16 protein-coding genes and 1 pseudogene are annotated in these 17,603 nt (G+C 72.8%); 12 read left to right on the forward strand and 5 right to left on the reverse strand.

Features of this window, described 5'->3' with window-relative positions; translation table 11 throughout:
- The coding region (locus EAO77_RS39455; RefSeq protein WP_222723654.1) for a hypothetical protein at positions 1 to 409 on the reverse strand (409 nt) is incomplete at its 3' end.
- Positions 410 to 506: 97 nt separating this feature from the next.
- Between EAO77_RS39455 and EAO77_RS14460 the strand changes: the two genes are divergently transcribed.
- The 3 genes from EAO77_RS14460 to aroA all read left to right on the forward strand — a co-directional run bounded on the left by EAO77_RS14460 (position 507) and on the right by aroA (position 5,438).
- A complete protein-coding gene (locus EAO77_RS14460; RefSeq protein ID WP_147988385.1) occupies positions 507 to 1,952 on the forward strand; it encodes an aldehyde dehydrogenase family protein in 1,446 nt (481 codons plus the stop codon).
- A gap of 176 nt (positions 1,953 to 2,128) precedes the next feature.
- Positions 2,129 to 4,114 carry an acyl-CoA dehydrogenase family protein gene (locus EAO77_RS14465; RefSeq protein ID WP_147988386.1) on the forward strand — a complete coding sequence of 662 codons (1,986 nt, stop codon included), beginning with the start codon at positions 2,129 to 2,131 and terminating at the stop codon, positions 4,112 to 4,114.
- A gap of 82 nt (positions 4,115 to 4,196) precedes the next feature.
- Positions 4,197 to 5,438: a 3-phosphoshikimate 1-carboxyvinyltransferase gene (gene aroA, locus EAO77_RS14470; protein WP_147988387.1), complete on the forward strand. Its 1,242-nt coding sequence runs from the start codon at positions 4,197 to 4,199 to the stop codon at positions 5,436 to 5,438.
- A 134-nt stretch (positions 5,439 to 5,572) separates the two neighbouring features.
- Here aroA and EAO77_RS14475 read toward each other — a convergent pair.
- Positions 5,573 to 5,818 (reverse strand): annotated as a pseudogene (locus EAO77_RS14475) (3-phosphoshikimate 1-carboxyvinyltransferase); the annotation flags it as partial.
- An 8-nt stretch (positions 5,819 to 5,826) separates the two neighbouring features.
- Here EAO77_RS14475 and EAO77_RS14480 point away from each other — a divergent pair.
- The 7 genes from EAO77_RS14480 (at position 5,827) to EAO77_RS14510 (ending at position 13,827) form a co-directional block, all read left to right on the forward strand.
- Positions 5,827 to 6,465: a hypothetical protein gene (locus EAO77_RS14480; protein ID WP_147988388.1), complete on the forward strand. Its 639-nt coding sequence runs from the start codon at positions 5,827 to 5,829 to the stop codon at positions 6,463 to 6,465.
- Positions 6,466 to 6,531: 66 nt separating this feature from the next.
- Positions 6,532 to 7,803: a 1-deoxy-D-xylulose-5-phosphate reductoisomerase gene (gene dxr, locus EAO77_RS14485; protein ID WP_147988389.1), complete on the forward strand. Its 1,272-nt coding sequence runs from the start codon at positions 6,532 to 6,534 to the stop codon at positions 7,801 to 7,803.
- Positions 7,800 to 9,098, forward strand: coding sequence for a M50 family metallopeptidase (locus EAO77_RS14490; protein WP_147988390.1), 1,299 nt, complete (start codon positions 7,800 to 7,802; stop codon positions 9,096 to 9,098). Before dxr ends, EAO77_RS14490 begins: the two co-directional genes overlap by 4 nt.
- 162 nt (positions 9,099 to 9,260) lie before the next feature.
- The gene (gene ispG, locus EAO77_RS14495) at positions 9,261 to 10,418 is read left to right on the forward strand and encodes a flavodoxin-dependent (E)-4-hydroxy-3-methylbut-2-enyl-diphosphate synthase (protein WP_147988391.1); all 1,158 of its coding nucleotides are present in this window, start codon (positions 9,261 to 9,263) and stop codon (positions 10,416 to 10,418) included.
- Positions 10,419 to 10,582: 164 nt separating this feature from the next.
- Positions 10,583 to 11,425, forward strand: a complete 843-nt coding sequence (locus EAO77_RS14500) for a GNAT family N-acetyltransferase (protein ID WP_147989130.1) — start codon at positions 10,583 to 10,585, stop codon at positions 11,423 to 11,425.
- 81 nt (positions 11,426 to 11,506) lie between these two features.
- Positions 11,507 to 12,067, forward strand: coding sequence for a GNAT family N-acetyltransferase (locus tag EAO77_RS14505; protein WP_147988392.1), 561 nt, complete (start codon positions 11,507 to 11,509; stop codon positions 12,065 to 12,067).
- Positions 12,068 to 12,132: 65 nt separating this feature from the next.
- A complete protein-coding gene (locus EAO77_RS14510; RefSeq protein ID WP_147988393.1) occupies positions 12,133 to 13,827 on the forward strand; it encodes a proline--tRNA ligase in 1,695 nt (564 codons plus the stop codon).
- Positions 13,828 to 14,057: 230 nt separating this feature from the next.
- Here the strand turns inward: EAO77_RS14510 and EAO77_RS14515 are convergent, their stop codons facing one another.
- From EAO77_RS14515 to EAO77_RS14525, 3 genes are read right to left on the reverse strand one after another with little or no spacing between them, the layout of a single operon-like run.
- Positions 14,058 to 14,930: an aminoglycoside phosphotransferase family protein gene (locus EAO77_RS14515; RefSeq protein ID WP_147988394.1), complete on the reverse strand. Its 873-nt coding sequence runs from the start codon at positions 14,928 to 14,930 to the stop codon at positions 14,058 to 14,060.
- Positions 14,931 to 14,958: 28 nt separating this feature from the next.
- Positions 14,959 to 15,408, reverse strand: coding sequence for a ferritin-like domain-containing protein (locus EAO77_RS14520; RefSeq protein ID WP_147988395.1), 450 nt, complete (start codon positions 15,406 to 15,408; stop codon positions 14,959 to 14,961).
- Positions 15,405 to 15,971: a hypothetical protein gene (locus tag EAO77_RS14525; protein WP_261993901.1), complete on the reverse strand. Its 567-nt coding sequence runs from the start codon at positions 15,969 to 15,971 to the stop codon at positions 15,405 to 15,407. The genes EAO77_RS14520 and EAO77_RS14525 overlap by 4 nt, the downstream gene beginning before the upstream one ends.
- Positions 15,972 to 16,095: 124 nt before the next feature.
- On the opposite strand from EAO77_RS14525, the gene rimP reads away from it, so the two are divergent.
- On the forward strand, positions 16,096 to 16,593 hold the full coding sequence (gene rimP, locus EAO77_RS14530) for a ribosome maturation factor RimP (protein WP_147988396.1): 498 nt from the start codon (positions 16,096 to 16,098) through the stop codon (positions 16,591 to 16,593).
- 2 nt (positions 16,594 to 16,595) lie between these two features.
- Entirely contained in the window at positions 16,596 to 17,591 is a 996-nt protein-coding gene (gene nusA / locus EAO77_RS14535; RefSeq protein WP_147988397.1) for a transcription termination factor NusA, read from the forward strand.
- The last annotated feature ends 12 nt before the right edge of the window (positions 17,592 to 17,603 follow it).

Raw genomic sequence — 17,603 nt, forward strand, 5'->3', positions numbered from 1 at the left:
GGCGGTGACGGACAGCCTGGCCCGGTTCAACCGCCACGGCGTGCGCCGCTACGTCGTCCGCTACACCGACCAGCTCGTGGACGAGTTCGCCAAGACCGGCCGCGCCGACCTGGTCGCGGACTTCGCGCAGAAGCTGCCCATCCTGGTGCTCGCCCGGCAGTTCGGCGTCCCGGAGGAGGACGCGCTGCCGATCGGCGCCGCCGTCCGCGACATGGTCAGGGGCACCGAGACCGCGCTCCAGAGCAACCAGTACGTGCCGACCGTCATGTCCGACCTGGTCAAGCGCCGCAAGGAGAAGCCCGCCGACGACTGCCGCTCCTGGTGGCGGGCCCTGCTCCGCCCGGCGCCGTGCGAGGGGGCGCGTCCGGGACGTGCCAAACAGGCCAGGCCCGGGCTCCGACCACTCCATCCCGGACAAACGACCGTGCCGGTCCCCGGCCCTACCGTGTGCAGTGAACGACGCGACAGCACACTCCCCACCCCTCGGAAGGGCCGGAACCAGCGACATGACTTCCACCCACGCCTTCTGGCTCGCCGGCCGCCAGGCCACCGGCGAGACCGCCTTCGACGTCACCTCTTCGTGGGACGGCCGACTGGTCGGCACCGTCTCCGTGCCCACCGAGGCCCAGGTCGAGGAGGCCGTCGCGGCCGCGCACGCGGTGCTCGACGAGTTCGCCGCCACCCCGGCGCACGTCCGCGCCGCCGCCCTCGACCACGTGTCGAAGCGGCTCGCCGAGCGGACCGAGGAGATCGCGCAGCTGATCTCGGCCGAGAACGGCAAGCCGATCAAGTGGGCCAGGGGCGAGGTCGGCCGGGCCGTGTCCGTCTTCCGGTTCGCCGCCGAGGAGGCCCGCCGGTTCAACGGCGGCGAGGCCCAGCGCCTCGACACCGACCCCGGCGGCCAGGGCCGCCTCGCGCTCACCCGCCGGATCCCCAAGGGTGTCGTCCTCGGCATCGCCCCGTTCAACTTCCCGCTGAACCTCAGCGCGCACAAGGTCGCCCCGGCCATCGCGGTCGGCGCCCCGATCATCCTCAAGCCCGCGCCCGCCACACCGATCTCCGCCCTGATCCTGGGCGAGCTGCTGGCCGAGACCGATCTGCCCGCGGGCTCCTGGTCGGTGCTCCCCGTCCCCAACGACCGCATGCCGGCCCTGGTCCAGGACGAGCGCCTGCCGGTGATCTCCTTCACCGGCTCCGGCCCGGTCGGCTACGCGATCATGGACTCGGTGCCGCGCAAGCACTGCACCCTGGAGCTCGGCGGCAACGGCGCGGCCGTGGTCCTCGCCGACTGGTCGAGCGAGGCCGACCTGGACTGGGCGGCGACCCGCATCGCCACCTTCTCCAACTACCAGGGCGGCCAGTCCTGCATCTCCGTGCAGCGGGTCGTCGCCGACGCGAGCGTCTACGACCGCCTGCTGCCGAAGATCGTCGCCGCCGTGGAGGCCCAGGTCACCGGCGACCCCTCCGACGCCGCGACCGATGTCGGCCCCCTCGTCAGCGAGGACGCCGCCAAGCGCGTCGAGGCGTGGGTCGACGAGGCCGTGCGGGACGGCGCCAAGCTGCTCACCGGCGGCACCCGCGACGGCGCGAGCTACGCGCCCACCGTCCTCGCGGACCTTCCCGCCGGCACCACCCTCGCCTGCGAGGAGGTCTTCGGCCCGGTCCTCAGCGTGGCCAGGGCCGACGGCGAGGCCGAGGCGTTCGCCGCCGTCAACGACTCCCCGTACGGACTCCAGGCGGGCGTCTTCACCCACGACCTCCGGACCGCCTTCCGGGCCCACCGCGCCCTGGAGGTCGGCGGCGTGATCATCGGCGACGTCCCCTCCTACCGCGCCGACCAGATGCCCTACGGCGGCGCCAAGCAGTCCGGTGTCGGCCGCGAGGGCGTGGCCTACGCGATGGACGACTACACCTACGAGCGGGTGCTGGTCCTCACCGGCCTGGCGCTGTAACCCCCGCGTACCACCGGAGCGGCCGGAGCCCTATGTGCGGGGGCTCCGGCCGCTCCGGCATGCCCCGGGTGCCGTAGGCAGGCTGGTGGTGGTGCCCGTATTCGGGTAGTACGAACGAGTAGCACCGACTGGTACACGCCCCGGCAGACCCCCCGACTCGCGGCGAGGTGACCCTCATGTCCGCCCCACCCGACAAGCCGATCGACACCGCCCCCGGCACCGCGTCCCACAAGGACCCGGCTGCGCCCAAGGTCTCCGAACGCGAAGCACGCGAGGTCGCCGAGGCGGCGCGCGAACAGGACTGGCGCAAGCCCAGCTTCGCCAAGGAACTCTTCCTCGGCCGCTTCCGGCTCGACCTGATCCATCCCCACCCGCTGCCCACCGGCGAGGCCACCCGGCGCGGCGAGGAGTTCCTGGCCAAGCTGCACCGCTTCTGCGAGACACGGATCGACGGCGCGCAGATCGAGCGGGACGCCAGGATCCCCGACGACGTCATCGACGGCCTGCGCGAACTCGGCGCGCTCGGCATGAAGATCGACCCCCGCTACGGCGGCCTCGGCCTCACCCAGGTCTACTACAACAAGGCCCTCGCCCTGGTCGGATCGGCGAGCCCCGCGGTCGGCGCGCTGCTGTCCGCGCACCAGTCCATCGGCGTGCCCCAGCCGCTCAAGCAGTTCGGCACCCAGGAGCAGAAGGACGCGTTTCTGCCGCGACTGGCCCGCCACGACATCTCGGCGTTCCTGCTCACCGAGCCGGACGTCGGATCCGACCCCGCCCGGCTCGCCACCACCGCCGTCCCGGACGGCGACGACTACGTCGTCGACGGCGTGAAGCTGTGGACGACCAACGGCGTGGTCGCCGACCTCCTCGTCGTGATGGCCCGGGTGCCGAAGTCCGACGGGCACAAGGGCGGCATCACCGCCTTCGTCGTCGAGGCGTCGAGCGAGGGCATCACCGTCGAGAACCGCAACGCCTTCATGGGCCTGCGCGGACTGGAGAACGGCGTCACCCGCTTCCACCGCGTCAGGGTCCCGGCGGCGAACCGCATCGGGCCCGAGGGCGCCGGCCTCAAGATCGCCCTCACCACCCTCAACACCGGCCGCCTCTCGCTGCCCGCGATGTGCGTCGGAGCCGGCAAGTGGTGTCTGAAGATCGCCCGCGAATGGTCCGCGGAACGCGAGCAGTGGGGCAGGCCGGTCGCCCGTCACGAGGCGGTGGGCGCCAAGATCTCGTTCATCGCCGCCACCACCTTCGCCCTGGAGGCCGTGCTCGACCTCTCGTCGCAGATGGCCGACGAGGACCGCAACGACATCCGCATCGAGGCCGCCCTCGCCAAGCTGTACGGCTCCGAGATGGCCTGGCTGATGGCCGACGAGCTGGTCCAGATCCGCGGCGGACGCGGCTTCGAGACCGCCGCGTCGCTCGCCGCCCGCGGCGAGCGCGGGGTCCCCGCCGAGCAGTTGCTGCGCGACCTGCGCATCAACCGCATCTTCGAGGGCTCCACCGAGATCATGCACCTGCTGATCGCCCGCGAGGCGGTCGACGCCCACCTCGCCGTCGCCGGGGACATCATCGACCCCGACAAGCCGATGGCCGACAAGGCCAGGGCCGGCGCGAACGCGGCGGCCTTCTACGCCCGCTGGCTGCCCAAGCTCGTCGCCGGACCGGGACAACTGCCCCGTACCTACGCCGAGTTCCACCCCTCCGGCCACCCCGACCTCGCCCGGCACCTGCGCTACGTGGAGCGCACCTCCCGCAAACTCGCCCGCTCGACGTTCTACGCCATGTCCCGCTGGCAGGGCCGCATGGAGACCAAGCAGGGCTTCCTCGGCCGGATCGTCGACATCGGCGCCGAACTCTTCGCGATGAGCGCCGCCTGTGTGCGGGCCGAGCATCTGCGCGCGAGCGCGGACCACGGCCGGGAGGCGTACCAGCTGGCGGACGTCTTCTGCCGCCAGTCCCGGCTGCGGACCGAGGAACTGTTCGGCCGGCTGTGGTCCAACACGGACGACGTCGACCACCAGGTCGTCAAGGGCGTGCTGTCCGGCACCTACACCTGGCTGGAGTCCGGCATCGTCGACCCCAGCGGCGAGGGCCCCTGGATCGCCGACGCCACCCCCGGCCCCTCGGTCCGGGAGAACGTCCACCGGCCCATCGCCTGACACCGCGCACCGCCCGGCGGGGCGCGTCCACACACTGGACGCGCCCCGCCCGCGCGCGCCCGAGACGGCAGCATGGGCGCACGTGACCGTCATCGACATCCCCGGCTCCAAGTCCGTCACCGCCCGCGCCCTGTTCCTCGCAGCGGCCGCCGACGGGACCACCACGCTGCTGCGGCCCCTGGCCTCGGACGACACCGAAGGGTTCGCCGAAGGACTGCGCGCACTCGGGTACGGGATCGAACGCACACCCGGCGCCTGGCACATCGAGGGCCGGCCCGAGGGACCCGCCGCCGCCGAGGCCGACGTCCACTGCCGCGACGGCGCCACCACCGCCCGCTTCCTGCCCACCCTCGCCGCCGCCGGGGCGTTCGGCACCTACCGTTTCGACGCCTCGCCGCAGATGCGCCGCCGCCCCCTCGGACCGCTGACCGGCGCCCTGCGCACGCTCGGCGTCGACCTGCGCCACGAGCGGGCCGAGGGACACCACCCGCTGATCATCGCCGCCCACGGCATCAAGGGCGGTGACCTCACCCTGGACGCGGGCCAGTCCTCCCAGTACCTGACCGCGCTCCTGATGCTCGGCCCGCTGACGGCCGAAGGGCTGCGGATCACCGTCACCGACCTGGTCTCCGCGCCCTACGTGGAGATCACCCTCGCCATGATGCGCAGCTTCGGCGTCGAGGTGGCACGGGAGGGCGACGTGTTCACCGTGCCGCCCGGCGGCTACCGCGCCACCACGTACGCCGTCGAACCGGACGCCTCCACGGCGAGCTACTTCTTCGCCGCGGCCGCGCTCACCCCGGGCCGCGAGGTCACCGTCCCGGGCCTCGGCACCGGCGCCCTCCAGGGCGACCTCCGATTCGTGGACGTGCTGGGCCGGATGGGGGCCGACGTGCGGATCGCCGCGGACGCCACCACCGTCCGCGGGCCCGAACGGCTCGCCGGCCTCACCGTCAACATGCGCGACATCTCCGACACGATGCCGACCCTCGCCGGGATCGCGCCGTTCGCCGACGGTCCCGTCCGCATCGAGGACGTCGCCAACACCCGCGTCAAGGAGTGCGACCGGCTCGACGCCTGCGCCGAGAACCTCACCCGGCTCGGCGTCACCGCACGCACCGGCCCCGACTGGATCGAGACCGCGCCCGGCACCCCGCACGCCGCGGAGATCGCCACCCACGGCGACCACCGCATCGTCATGTCCTTCGCGGTCACCGGGCTGCGCACGCCAGGCATCACGTACGACGACCCCGGCTGTGTGCGCAAGACGTTCCCCGGCTTCCACGAGGCCTTCGCGGATCTGCGGAAAGCCTGGCGGGCCTGAGGGCCGGTGGCCCACAATCGTGCGGCGGTCACCCCGAGGCGACCGCACCGTGACGATCACGCACTCCAGGGGAACGGGGCAGGGATGTTCGGCAGCGGCACGGCCCGGACCGGGCGGCGGACGACCGGCGTCCTCGTCGCCGGGATGCTCGCCCTGACGGCGGCCTCGGCGGCGGCGGGTCCCTCGGGCCGGCCCTCGATGTGCCAGGCGCCGGGTGTGCGTTCGATCCCGTACCCGAGTGCGCGCAGTCCTTCGGCGAACCCTTCGGTGTCGTCCGAGGCCAGGGGCCGCAGCAGCGTGGTGGTCCCGTCGGCGGCCGCTGCGAGGAACAGGGCGCGGGCGGTGACGGACTTGGAGCCGGGGATGTCGATGACGGTCACGTGCGCCCATGCTGCCGTCTCGGGCGCGCGCGGGCGCCGCCCCCGACCCGGCACCGCCCGCGCCGGGCGGCCTCGACGCGGCGGCGCTCGCCGACGGGCGGCGCGTCGGCCCGTACACCGTGCGCAGGACGGACGATCCCCCGTTCAGCGAGACCTACACCGCCGATCCCGCCTCCTGCCAGCCGCTGGTCAGCCTCGCGGCGGGCGCCACCGCCCACGACCCCGTCGCCGAGGTCCACCGGCAGGCCGACATTCCCGAGGAGACGGCCGGCATCGGCGTCCTCGTCCAGCTGCGCCGTTACGAGGGGGACGGCGCGGCCGCCGTGCTCCGCGACCTCGCCGCCGCGGGGGAGTCCTGCGCCGCGGGCTTCACCGAGGTCCGCACCGTCGCCCGCGCGAAGGTGCTCGCGGTCGAACCGGCCGAGGCCCCCGCCCTCGGCGACGAGGCGAAGGCGTTCCGCATCACGGTCCAGGACGTCAAGGGCCGGCTGAAGCTGTACGAATACCTCACCGTCGTGCGGTCGGGGGCGACGACCCTCTCCTTCCGTGCCGAGTACCTGGGCACCAAGGACATCGGGGGCGTCCCGCGGGAGATCGTCGACGCCCAGTGGAAGCAGTTCACCGACGCGGGATCCGGCAGTGCGTAGCATTTGGCTGCCACGAGCGGGGGACACCCTGTCGGGAAGCACGGCTTCTGCGGCCACAATGGGGGGATGAGCGACAGCCCATCACCCCTCGCCGATCCGCACCTGGTCTTCGACGGCACGCCGGGACGGCGCGACATCGTCGTCCTCGGCTCGACCGGGTCCATCGGCACGCAGGCGATCGATCTCGTCCTGCGCCATCCCGACCGCTTCCGTGTCACCGCGCTGTCCGCCGCGGGCGGCCGCGTCGGCCTCCTCGCCGAGCAGGCACGCGCCCTGGACGTGCGGACCGTGGCCGTCGCCCGCGAGGACGCCGTGCCCGCGCTGCGCGAGGCGCTGCGGGAGCAGTACGGCACCGAGCCGCTGCCGGAGATCCTGGCGGGCCCGGACGCCGCCACCGACCTCGCGGCCTCCCCGTGCCACACCGTGCTCAACGGCATCACCGGGTCCATCGGCCTCGCCCCGACCCTCGCCGCCCTGGAGGCCGGCCGCACCCTCGCGCTGGCCAACAAGGAATCGCTCATCGTCGGCGGCCCGCTGGTCAAGGCGGTGGCCAAGCCCGGCCAGATCATCCCGGTCGACTCCGAGCACGCGGCCCTCTTCCAGGCCCTCGCCGCCGGCACCCGCGCCGATGTGCGCAAGCTCGTGGTGACCGCCTCGGGCGGCCCGTTCCGCGGCCGCACCCGGGCCGAGCTCGAACACGTCACCCCGAAGGACGCCCTGGCGCACCCCACCTGGGCCATGGGCCCGGTGATCACCGTCAACAGCGCCACGCTCGTGAACAAGGGCCTGGAGGTCATCGAGGCCCATCTGCTCTACGACATCCCCTTCGACCGCATCAAGGTCGTCGTCCATCCGCAGTCCTACGTCCACTCGATGGTGGAGTTCGCCGACGGCTCGACGCTCGCCCAGGCCACCCCGCCGGACATGCGGGGACCGATCGCGATCGGCATCGGATGGCCCGAGCGGGTGCCGGACGCCGCCCCCGCCTTCGACTGGTCCACGGCCTCGGCCTGGGAGTTCTTCCCCCTGGACGACGAGGCGTTCCCCTCCGTGGGACTCGCCCGGCACGTGGGCGAGCTGGGCGGCACGGCCCCGGCGGTGTTCAATGCGGCGAACGAGGAGTGCGTGGAGGCATTCCTCGCCGGACGGCTGCCGTTCAACGCCATCATGGATACGGTCACCGAGGTGGTTTCCGCACACGGCGTCCCCGCCGCGGGAACCTCCCTCACGGTGGCGGACGTCCTCGAAGCGGACGCCTGGGCCCGCGCCAGGGCCCGTGAGACGGCAGCGAAGTACGCCCACAGCGGCGACGAACGGCCTGCGGAGGCTCGCGCATGACGATTCTGTTGACGGTCCTCGGCATAGTGCTGTTCGGCGTGGGGCTGCTGATCTCCATCGCCTGGCACGAGCTGGGCCATCTGTCGACGGCGAAGATGTTCGGCATCCGTGTCCCGCAGTACATGGTCGGCTTCGGGCCCACCCTGTTCTCCCGGCACAAGGGCGAGACCGAATACGGCATCAAGGCCATCCCGATGGGCGGCTACATCCGCATGATCGGGATGTTCCCGCCGGGCGCGGACGGCCGGATCGAGGCCCGCAGCACCTCCCCGTGGCGCGGCATGATCGAGGACGCCCGCTCCGCCGCCTACGAGGAGCTCCGGCCCGGGGACGAGACGCGGCTGTTCTACACGCGCAAGCCGTGGAAGCGCGTGATCGTCATGTTCGCGGGGCCGTTCATGAACCTCGTGCTCGCCGTGGCGATCTTCCTCGGTGTGCTGATGACCTTCGGGACCCCGGTGCAGACCACCGAGGTCGCGGGCGTGCAGCAGTGCGTCATCGAGCAGAGCGAGAAGCGCGACACGTGCGCGGCCGGCGACCCCGAGTCCCCCGCCGCGCTCGCCGGGCTGAAGGAGGGCGACCGGATCGTCGCCTTCGCCGGCAAGCCCGTCGACGACTGGAACACGCTCTCCCAGCGCATCCGGGAGACCATCGGCCCCGCCACGATCACCGTCGAACGCGACGGCCGGGAGCAGACGCTCAGCGCGACGCTCATCGAGAACAAGGTCGTCAGGAAGGACTCCGACGGCGAGGTCGTCGAGGGCTACGAGACCGCCGGCTACCTCGGCTTCGCAGCGAAGACGGAGATCCTCCCGCAGTCCTTCGGCGCCTCCGTCGGCCGTATGGGCGACATGATCGAGAACGGCGCCGAGTCGGTGATCGCGCTGCCGACCAAGGTCCCCGACCTGTGGGACGCGGCCTTCGGCGACGGCGAGCGCAAGGACGACTCGCCGGTCGGCGTGGTCGGCGCGGCCCGGCTCAGCGGCGAGGTGCTGAACCTGGACATGCCGACGCAGAACATCGTCGCCACGTTCCTGATGCTGCTCGCAGGGTTCAACCTGTCGCTGTTCCTCTTCAACATGCTGCCCCTGCTGCCCCTGGACGGCGGCCACATCGCCGGCGCCCTGTGGGAGTCCGTCCGGCGCGGCTTCGCCAGGCTGTTCAAGCGGCCCGACCCGGGCCCCTTCGACGTGGCGAAGCTGATGCCCGTCGCCTATGTGGTGGCCGGCATCTTCATCTGCTTCACGCTGCTCGTGCTCGTCGCGGACATCGTGAATCCGGTCAAGATCAGCTGACGGGAGCATCCGTACGACGGCCGGACACCCTTCGTGTCCGGCCGTCCCCTTTGGGGGGACATCGGTGTGCGATGTGCCCGGCCGAACGCCAGTGCCGTAATCTCGGGTGCTGGAGCCCGCCGATCTCGGGACCTCGATCCATACCTTGGGGTTGCACAGCAGATGACTGCAATTTCTCTCGGAATTCCGTCCGTTCCGACGAAGCTCGCCGACCGGAGGGTCAGCCGGAAGATCCAGGTGGGCTCCGTCGCGGTCGGCGGCGACGCACCCGTCTCGGTGCAGTCCATGACGACGACGCGGACGTCCGACATCGGCGCCACGCTCCAGCAGATCGCCGAGCTCACCGCCTCCGGCTGCCAGATCGTGCGGGTGGCCTGCCCGACCCAGGACGACGCCGACGCGCTGGCGACCATCGCGAAGAAGTCCCAGATCCCGGTCATCGCCGACATCCACTTCCAGCCGAAGTACGTCTTCGCCGCGATCGACGCCGGCTGCGCCGCCGTCCGGGTCAACCCGGGCAACATCAAGCAGTTCGACGACAAGGTCAGGGAGATCGCCAAGGCCGCGGGCGAGGCCGGCACCCCCATCCGGATCGGCGTCAACGCCGGCTCCCTCGACCGGCGCCTGCTGGAGAAGTACGGCAAGGCCACCCCCGAGGCCCTCGTCGAGTCCGCCCTGTGGGAGGCGTCCCTCTTCGAGGAGCACGGCTTCCGCGACATCAAGATCTCGGTCAAGCACAACGACCCCGTCGTGATGGTCAACGCCTACCGCCAGCTCGCCGCCCAGTGCGACTACCCGCTGCACCTCGGGGTGACCGAGGCGGGCCCGGCGTTCCAGGGCACCATCAAGTCCGCCGTCGCGTTCGGCGCGCTGCTCTCCGAGGGCATCGGCGACACCATCCGCGTCTCCCTCTCCGCCCCGCCGGCGGAGGAGGTCAAGGTCGGCATCCAGATCCTGGAGTCCCTCAACCTGCGCCAGCGCCGCCTGGAGATCGTCTCCTGCCCGTCCTGCGGACGCGCCCAGGTCGACGTCTACAAGCTCGCCGACGAGGTCAGCGCCGGACTGGAGGGCATGGAGGTCCCGCTGCGCGTCGCCGTCATGGGCTGCGTCGTCAACGGCCCCGGCGAGGCGCGCGAGGCCGACCTCGGCGTCGCCTCCGGCAACGGCAAGGGCCAGATCTTCGTGAAGGGCGAGGTCATCAAGACCGTGCCCGAGTCCAAGATCGTGGAGACCCTCATCGACGAGGCGATGAAGATCGCCGAGCAGATGGAGAAGGACGGCATCGCCTCCGGCGAGCCGCAGATCTCCGTCGCCGGCTGACCTGCCCCCGGCATCCGTGGGCCCCGCGGCCGCGCCGCGGGGCCCACGCCTGTGCACGGCGGATTCCGGCCCCGGCGGACCCCGTCCGTTCCGGCCGGAAGCACACCGGCCGGGTCGGCGGGTACAGTGCCATGACCAGCGAACCGTATGGTGAGGCCCTTGTGTTGACGCACACCACCACCCGGGTCCTCGACCCGGGCGAACTCGGCGCCGCGCTCGCCGTCCTGGAGAGCGAGCCCGTGGCGAATGCTTTCGTCACCGCCCGCGTGCAGGTGGCGGGCCTCGACCCCTGGCGCCTCGGCGGCGAACTGTGGGGCTGGTACGAGGGCGGGACCCTGCGCTCCCTGTGCTACTCGGGCGCCAACCTCGTGCCCATCTGCGCCGGCCCGGAGGCCGTCCGCGCCTTCGCCGACCGCGCCCGCAGGACCGGCCGCCGCTGCTCGTCCATCGTGGGCCCCGCCGAGCCGACCGCCGCCCTGTGGCGGCTGCTCGAACCGAGCTGGGGACCGGCCAGGGACGTCCGCGCCAACCAGCCGCTCATGGTCACCGACCGCCTTCCGGCCGACATCGCCCCCGACCCCTACGTCCGCCGGATCCGCAAGGACGAGATGGACCTGATCATGCCCGCCTGCGTGGCCATGTTCACCGAGGAGGTCGGCGTCTCCCCGATGGCGGGCGACGGCGGACTGCTCTACCAGGCCCGGGTCGCCGAACTCGTGGCCGGCGGCCGCTCCTTCGCCCGCATCGAGGACGGCAAGGTCGTCTTCAAGGCCGAGATCGGGGCCGCCACCTCCCAGGCGTGCCAGATCCAGGGTGTGTGGGTCGCCCCCGAGTACCGGGGCCGCGGCCTGTCCGAGACGGGCATGGCGGCCGTGCTGCGCCATGCGCTCGCCGACGTCTCACCGCTCGTCAGCCTCTACGTGAACGACTACAACACCCCCGCCAGAGCCGCCTACCGCCGGGTCGGCTTCCAGGAGGTCGGCGCGTTCATGAGCGTGCTCTTCTGACCCCGCCCCGCGGCCGCGGCCCGCGCCCCCGGGTGGCCCGACCCCGCACGGCACGGGCCGCCGGGCCAGTAGGGTGCGGCCATGGCAGCTGATCCCGACGTCGCCACCGGCCCCCTCGATCTCGCGGACCGCGTCGACGAGGCCCTCGCCGTCCAGGCACTCGCCTTCGGACTGAGCGAGGAGGAGATCGACATCCGCCGCTACATCGTGCTGCGGCACCTGACCAGCCCGGGAGCCCGCGCCCTGGGCGCCACCACCCCGGACGGGCGCCTGGTCGGTTTCGTCTACGGGATGCCCAACGACCGCGGCCACTGGTGGTCCACGGTGGTCGAGCCCTATCTGCGGTCGGGCGGCAGCGAGAGCTGGCTCGACGACTCGTTCGTCATCACCGAGCTGCACGTCCACCCCGCCCACCAGGGCCGCGGCATCGGGCGCGAACTGATCACCACCCTCACCGACGCGGCGGTGCAGCCGCGTTCCATCCTCTCCGCCATCGACACCGAGAGCCCGGCCCGCGCCCTCTACCGCAGCCTGGGCTACCGGGACCTCGCCCGGCAGGTCCTCTTCCCGAGTGCGCCGAGTCCGTACGCGGTCATGGGAGCGCCGCTGCCGCTGCTCCGGGGCGGTGCCCGGGGCAACTGATTTCCGCCTGCCGGTGCCGCCCGGCTAACCTCCTGCACATCACACGTTCCGAGCAGGAGTTCACCATGGCCCAGGTCCAGCGCATGTCCCGTCTGATGGTCAAGACACTGCGCGACGACCCTGCGGACGCCGAGACGCTCAGCCACAAGCTGCTCGTCCGCGCCGGTTACGTCCGCCGCAACGCGGCGGGCATCTGGTCGTGGCTGCCGCTCGGCAGGCGTGTCCTGGAGAACGTGAGCCGCGTCGTCCGCGAGGAGATGGACGCCATCGGCGCCCAGGAGGTCCTGCTGCCGGCCCTGCTCCCCAAGGAGCCCTACGAGGCGACCGGGCGCTGGGACGAGTACGGCGCCGAGCTGTTCCGCCTCAAGGACCGCAAGGGCGCCGAGTACCTGCTCGGCCCCACCCACGAGGAGATCTTCACCCAGCTGGTCAAGGACCAGTGCACGTCCTACAAGGACCTGCCGGTGATCCTCTACCAGATCCAGACCAAGTACCGCGACGAGGCGCGTCCGCGCTCGGGCATCCTGCGCGGCCGTGAGTTCCAGATGAAGGACTCGTACTCCTTCGACACCACCGACGAGGGCCTCGCCGAGTCGTATGCGCTCCACCGCGAGGCGTACGTCAGGATCTTCGAGCGCCTCGGCCTGCGGCACAAGATCGTCTCCGCGGTCTCCGGCGCGATGGGCGGCTCGGCGTCCGAGGAGTTCCTCGCCCCCGCAGCGGCGGGCGAGGACACCTTCGTCTACTGCCCCTCCTGCGACTACGCGGCCAACACCGAGGCCGTCACCTTCGCGCTCGCCCCGGTGGACGCCGCCGGCCACGGCCCCGTCGAGGAGCTCGACACCCCGGACACCCCGACCATCGAGACGCTCGCCGCCCACCTCGGCGTCCCGGCCTCCGCGACCCTGAAGAACCTCCTGGTCAAGGTCGACGGCGAGATCGTCGCCGTCGGAGTCCCCGGCGACCGCGAGGTCGACCTCGGCAAGCTCGGCGACCACCTGGCGCCGGCGACCGTCGAACTGGTCACCGCCGAGGACTTCACGGGCCGCCCCGACCTGGTCCGCGGCTACGTCGGCCCCCAGGGCCTGGACAAGGTCCGCTACCTCGCCGACCCCCGCGTCGCGCCCGGCACCGCGTGGATCACCGGCGCCAACACGGAGGGCAAGCACGCGCGGAACGTCGTCGCCGGCCGTGACTTCGAGGTCGACGAGTACCTGGACGTCGTGGTCGTCGAGGAGGGCGACCCCTGCCCGGCGTGCGCGACCGGCCTGAAGCTGGACCGCGCCATCGAGATCGGCCACATCTTCCAGCTCGGCCGCAAGTACGCCGATGCCTTCCAGCTCGACGTGCTGGGGCAGAACGGCAAGCCGGTCCGCGTCACCATGGGCTCCTACGGCATCGGCGTCTCCCGCGCGGTCGCCGCCCTGGCCGAGCAGACCGCCGACGAGCAGGGCCTGTGCTGGCCGGCCGAGATCGCTCCCGCGGACGTCCACGTCGTCGCCGCCGGCAAGGCGCTCCAGACCGAGCTGGCCCTCGACGTCGCCGGACAGCTCGGCGAGGCCGGGCTGCGGGTCCTCGTCGACGACCGGGCCGGGGTCTCCCCGGGCGTGAAGTTCACCGACGCCGAGCTCATCGGCGTCCCCAAGATCCTCGTCGCCGGGCGCCGCTCGGGCGAGGGCGTCGTGGAACTCAAGGACCGCCGCACCGGGGAGCGCGAGGAGCTCCCGGTCGCCGAGGCCATCGCCCGCCTCGCCCACTGATCCCCGGAGCGGGCGGCGCACCCGGAGCCCGCCGGGCCCGGTTGCGGCCGCCCGTGCGGGGGCGCGATGCGGGCCCGGGCCGCTGCCCGCGTGCGGCCCGGTGGTCGCGGGGTGCCGCGACCACTGCCGTGGCGGGGACCCGGAGCCCGAGGCCCCCGGAACCCGCAGGCCCCGGAAACCGACGCCCCCAGGGGCCGGGAGACCCCCGGGAACCCGACGCCCCCAGGGCGTCACAGCCAGGAGGCGAACTCCAGGGTGAGTTCGGCCTCCGCGTGGCGTTGCTCCGACCGTGCGCGGGTGCCCGACTCCACGGCGCGGAACAGCGTCCACGCGCGCAGTCGCTCGCGGTCGACCTCCAGGGCGTCCGCCAGCTTGTTGAGCCGGCGGCGGATCGCCGAGGCCCCCGACGAGGAGGCGACCAGGTCCTCGACGCGGTCGCGGACCAGCCGCGCCAGGTCGTAGGCCGGCTCCCCGACCACCGGTTCCGGGCCCACCGCGAGCCACGGCGCCCGGTCGCCGGAGAGCACCTTGCCCTGCCGGAAGTTCCCGTGCAGCAGCCGGACGTCACCCGGCGCGGCCACCAGTTCCTCGCGTGCCGCGAGAGCGGCGGCGACGAGGGGGTCGTCGGCGGGGGAGGGCATCGCGGCGGCCTGGCGGGCGGTCRGCTCGGCCACGGTCTCGAAGGCATGGCCCGCGGGCGGCTCGATCCACAGCCTGCGCACCGTCCCGGCGGCCTCCAGCAGCGCCTTGGCCTCCGGCAGGGAGCGCAGGGAGACCTCGGGGTGGAGCCGTTCCAGGAGCAGATCCTCGCCGCCCCCGTCGCCGTCGAGCAGGCGTACGGCTCCCCAGCCGTTCCACGCGGTGAGCGCCGCGTGCTCCCGTGCGGGCGCGGCCGCCGGCGGGGCGAGCTTCAGCGCGGCGGGGGTGCCGTCGGGCTGCCGGACCAGCAGCACGACGCTGCTCCGGCCCCCGGGCGCCACCACGCGCTCGACGTCGAGCTTCCGCCGGTCCACCGCCTCCCGGACGGTCTCCGGGAGGTGTCCGAGCCACTCGGTGCGGTCCCCGAGGGCCCGGACCAGCCGCTGGGGCGGTTCGAAAGCCATACGTCGTGTGTTCCCTTTCCGGTTCCGTTCAGCCGCCGTTGCCCGCGGCACGCTCGGCGAGCCCCGGAAAGGCTACGCCGCCGCCGCGCCAGCGTGCCGCTCGCACGGCCGCCTCGCGCAGGGCGTCGGCGGCCCGCCGGCGCAGCGGGCCCTCGGACGCCCGTACGAGGTCGGCCCAGGCGCCCGCCACCCGGTCCTCCAGCTCCGCGGCGAGCCGCACCGCCGCCGCCGTGTCCGGGACGTCGAAGGGGAGCGCGTAGGCCGCCGACGCGGCGACCGGCTCGGCGCCCAGGTCGCGTGCGGTGCGGGCCAGGGCGTCGCGGTGCGCGCGGTGCGCGGAGTGCGCGGCGGTGGCCTCGTGCTCCCGGCTCTCGCCGACCCGGCCGCCGACCACGCCGTAGCCGTACACGACCGCGTGTTCGGCGGCGAGCGCGGCCTGCACCGCGGCGACCGTGCCGGCCGTGTCCACCCCCGTCATCGGGCGTCACCCTTCGTCAGCAGGTACGCGTGCGCCGACCCGGCCGCCGCGACGGAGGCGAGCAGCCTGGCCAGTTCGGGCTCCGCGTCCATCAGGGAGGCCGTGTGCTCGGCGGAGGTGCGGCGTTCGGCGGCGGCCAGCCCCCTGAGCGCCGCCGCGGGGTCCTCGGCGACCGATCCCCCCGCCACGGCCGCGGGCGCGGTGGCCGTGGCCGACGGTCGGGGCGGGACGGGCGCGGTCGCCGGGCTGCCCGACAGGGCCGCCGCGTGCTCCGCGACCGCCGCCCGCAGCGGCGCCAGCCGGGCCGTCAGCGCGGGATGCCGGGCGGTGACGGCGTCGTACTCGCCGAGCAGCGCGGTGCTGCGCGCCGCGAGGCGCCGGCGCAGGGCCCTGGCCGCCTCCGCGGGATCCGCGGTCGTGCCGGCCGTGCGAGGGCCGGCGGGCGTGTCGCTCGAACAGCCCGTCAACACGGCCGCGGCGGCCGCACCCGTCGCCAGCAGGGCACGTCGTCGTGTCGTCCCCGTGCGCCCCACGCCTGTCTCCTCGGCCCGAATGGTGATCATCGCCGCAGGCGAGCGTACCCGTGGCCGCGGCGCCGGTGGACGGCAACACCCCCCGCGACCGGATACCCTTTGACTCGACACGCGACGATCCCACAACAGCACACGCGGCCGAGGAGTCACCCGGATGAGCACCACCCAGAGCGAGAGGCTGCGCGGGCTGCTGGAACCGCTCGTCAGCGCCGCCGACCTGGATCTGGAGGAGATCGAGGTCTCCCGGGCGGGCAGGCGCCGCACCCTGAGGATCATCGTCGACTCCGACGACGGCGTGGAACTGGACGCGTGCGCGGATCTGAGCCGCGCGATCTCCCAGAAGCTCGACGAGACCGACGCCATGGGCGAGGACGAGTACGTCCTGGAGGTCACCTCCCCCGGCGCGGACCGCCCGCTCACCCAGCACCGCCACTACGTGCGTGCCGCCGGCCGTCTGGTGAGGCTCCAGCTGCACGAGGGCGGCGAACTGGTCGCACGCATCCTCACCGTCGACGACGAAGGGCTCGACCTCGAGGTCCCGGGCGTGAAGGGGCGCAAGCCCACCGCCCGCCGGGTCGCCTTCGACGAGATCGCCAAGGCGCGCGTGGAGATCGAGTTCAACCGCAAGGACAAGAAGGAAGAGGAGGCGTAGCCGTGGACATCGATGTGAAGCTCCTGAAGGGCTTGGCACAGGAGAAGGAGATCGCCTTCGACCTCCTGGTCGAGGCCATCGAGTCGGCCCTCCTCATCGCGTACCACCGCACCGACGGCAGCCGTCGTCACGCCCGTGTCGTGCTCGACCGGCAGAGCGGTCACGTGACGGTGTGGGCCAAGGAGGACCCGTCGGACCTGGAGGAGGGGCAGGAGCCGAAGGAGTTCGACGACACCCCGTCGGACTTCGGCCGGATCGCCGCCACCACCGCCCGCCAGGTCATCCAGCAGCGTCTGCGGGACGCCGAGAACGACGTCACCTTCGGCGAGTACGCCCGCCGCGAGGGCGACGTGGTGGCCGGCCAGGTCCAGCAGGGCAAGGACCCGAAGAACGTCCTGGTCAAGCTGGACGACAAGCTGGAGGCCATCCTGCCGGTGCAGGAGCAGGTCCCCGGCGAGGAGTACACCCACGGCCTGCGGCTGCGCACCTACGTCGTGCGGGTGGCGAAGGGTGTGCGCGGTCCGTCCGTGACGCTGTCGCGCACCCACCCGAACCTGGTCAAGAAGCTGTTCGCCCTGGAGGTCCCGGAGATCGCCGACGGCAGCGTCGAGATCGCCGCGATCGCCCGTGAGGCCGGTCACCGCACCAAGATCGCCGTCCGTTCGACCCGTTCGGGCCTCAACGCCAAGGGCGCCTGCATCGGTCCGATGGGCGGCCGGGTGCGCAATGTCATGGCCGAGCTGCTCGGCGAGAAGATCGACATCGTGGACTGGTCGGACGACCCTGCCGAGATGGTGGCGAACGCGCTGTCCCCGGCCCGGGTCAGCAAGGTCGAGATCGTCGACCTCGGGGCCCGTTCCGCACGGGTGACCGTGCCGGACTACCAGCTGTCGCTCGCGATCGGCAAGGAGGGGCAGAACGCCCGCCTGGCCGCCCGCCTGACCGGCTGGCGCATCGACATCCGTCCGGACACGGAGCAGGGCTCCGAGCAGGACTGAGGAATGAATCCG

It is taken from the genome of Streptomyces sp. T39 (assembly GCF_008042045.1).
In the GTDB taxonomy this organism is placed as follows: Bacteria; Actinomycetota; Actinomycetes; order Streptomycetales; family Streptomycetaceae; genus Streptomyces.

Coding starts and splice junctions, on each gene's coding strand:
- EAO77_RS14460 (WP_147988385.1), top strand. CDS start 507: ATGACTTCCACCCACGCCTTCTGGCTCGCCGGCCGCCAGGCCACCGGC.
- EAO77_RS14465 (WP_147988386.1), top strand. CDS start 2,129: ATGTCCGCCCCACCCGACAAGCCGATCGACACCGCCCCCGGCACCGCG.
- EAO77_RS14480 (WP_147988388.1), top strand. CDS start 5,827: ATGCTGCCGTCTCGGGCGCGCGCGGGCGCCGCCCCCGACCCGGCACCG.
- dxr (WP_147988389.1), top strand. CDS start 6,532: ATGAGCGACAGCCCATCACCCCTCGCCGATCCGCACCTGGTCTTCGAC.
- EAO77_RS14490 (WP_147988390.1), top strand. CDS start 7,800: ATGACGATTCTGTTGACGGTCCTCGGCATAGTGCTGTTCGGCGTGGGG.
- ispG (WP_147988391.1), top strand. CDS start 9,261: ATGACTGCAATTTCTCTCGGAATTCCGTCCGTTCCGACGAAGCTCGCC.
- EAO77_RS14505 (WP_147988392.1), top strand. CDS start 11,507: ATGGCAGCTGATCCCGACGTCGCCACCGGCCCCCTCGATCTCGCGGAC.
- EAO77_RS14510 (WP_147988393.1), top strand. CDS start 12,133: ATGGCCCAGGTCCAGCGCATGTCCCGTCTGATGGTCAAGACACTGCGC.
- EAO77_RS14520 (WP_147988395.1), bottom strand. CDS start 15,408: ATGACGGGGGTGGACACGGCCGGCACGGTCGCCGCGGTGCAGGCCGCG.
- EAO77_RS14525 (WP_261993901.1), bottom strand. CDS start 15,971: ATGATCACCATTCGGGCCGAGGAGACAGGCGTGGGGCGCACGGGGACG.
- rimP (WP_147988396.1), top strand. CDS start 16,096: ATGAGCACCACCCAGAGCGAGAGGCTGCGCGGGCTGCTGGAACCGCTC.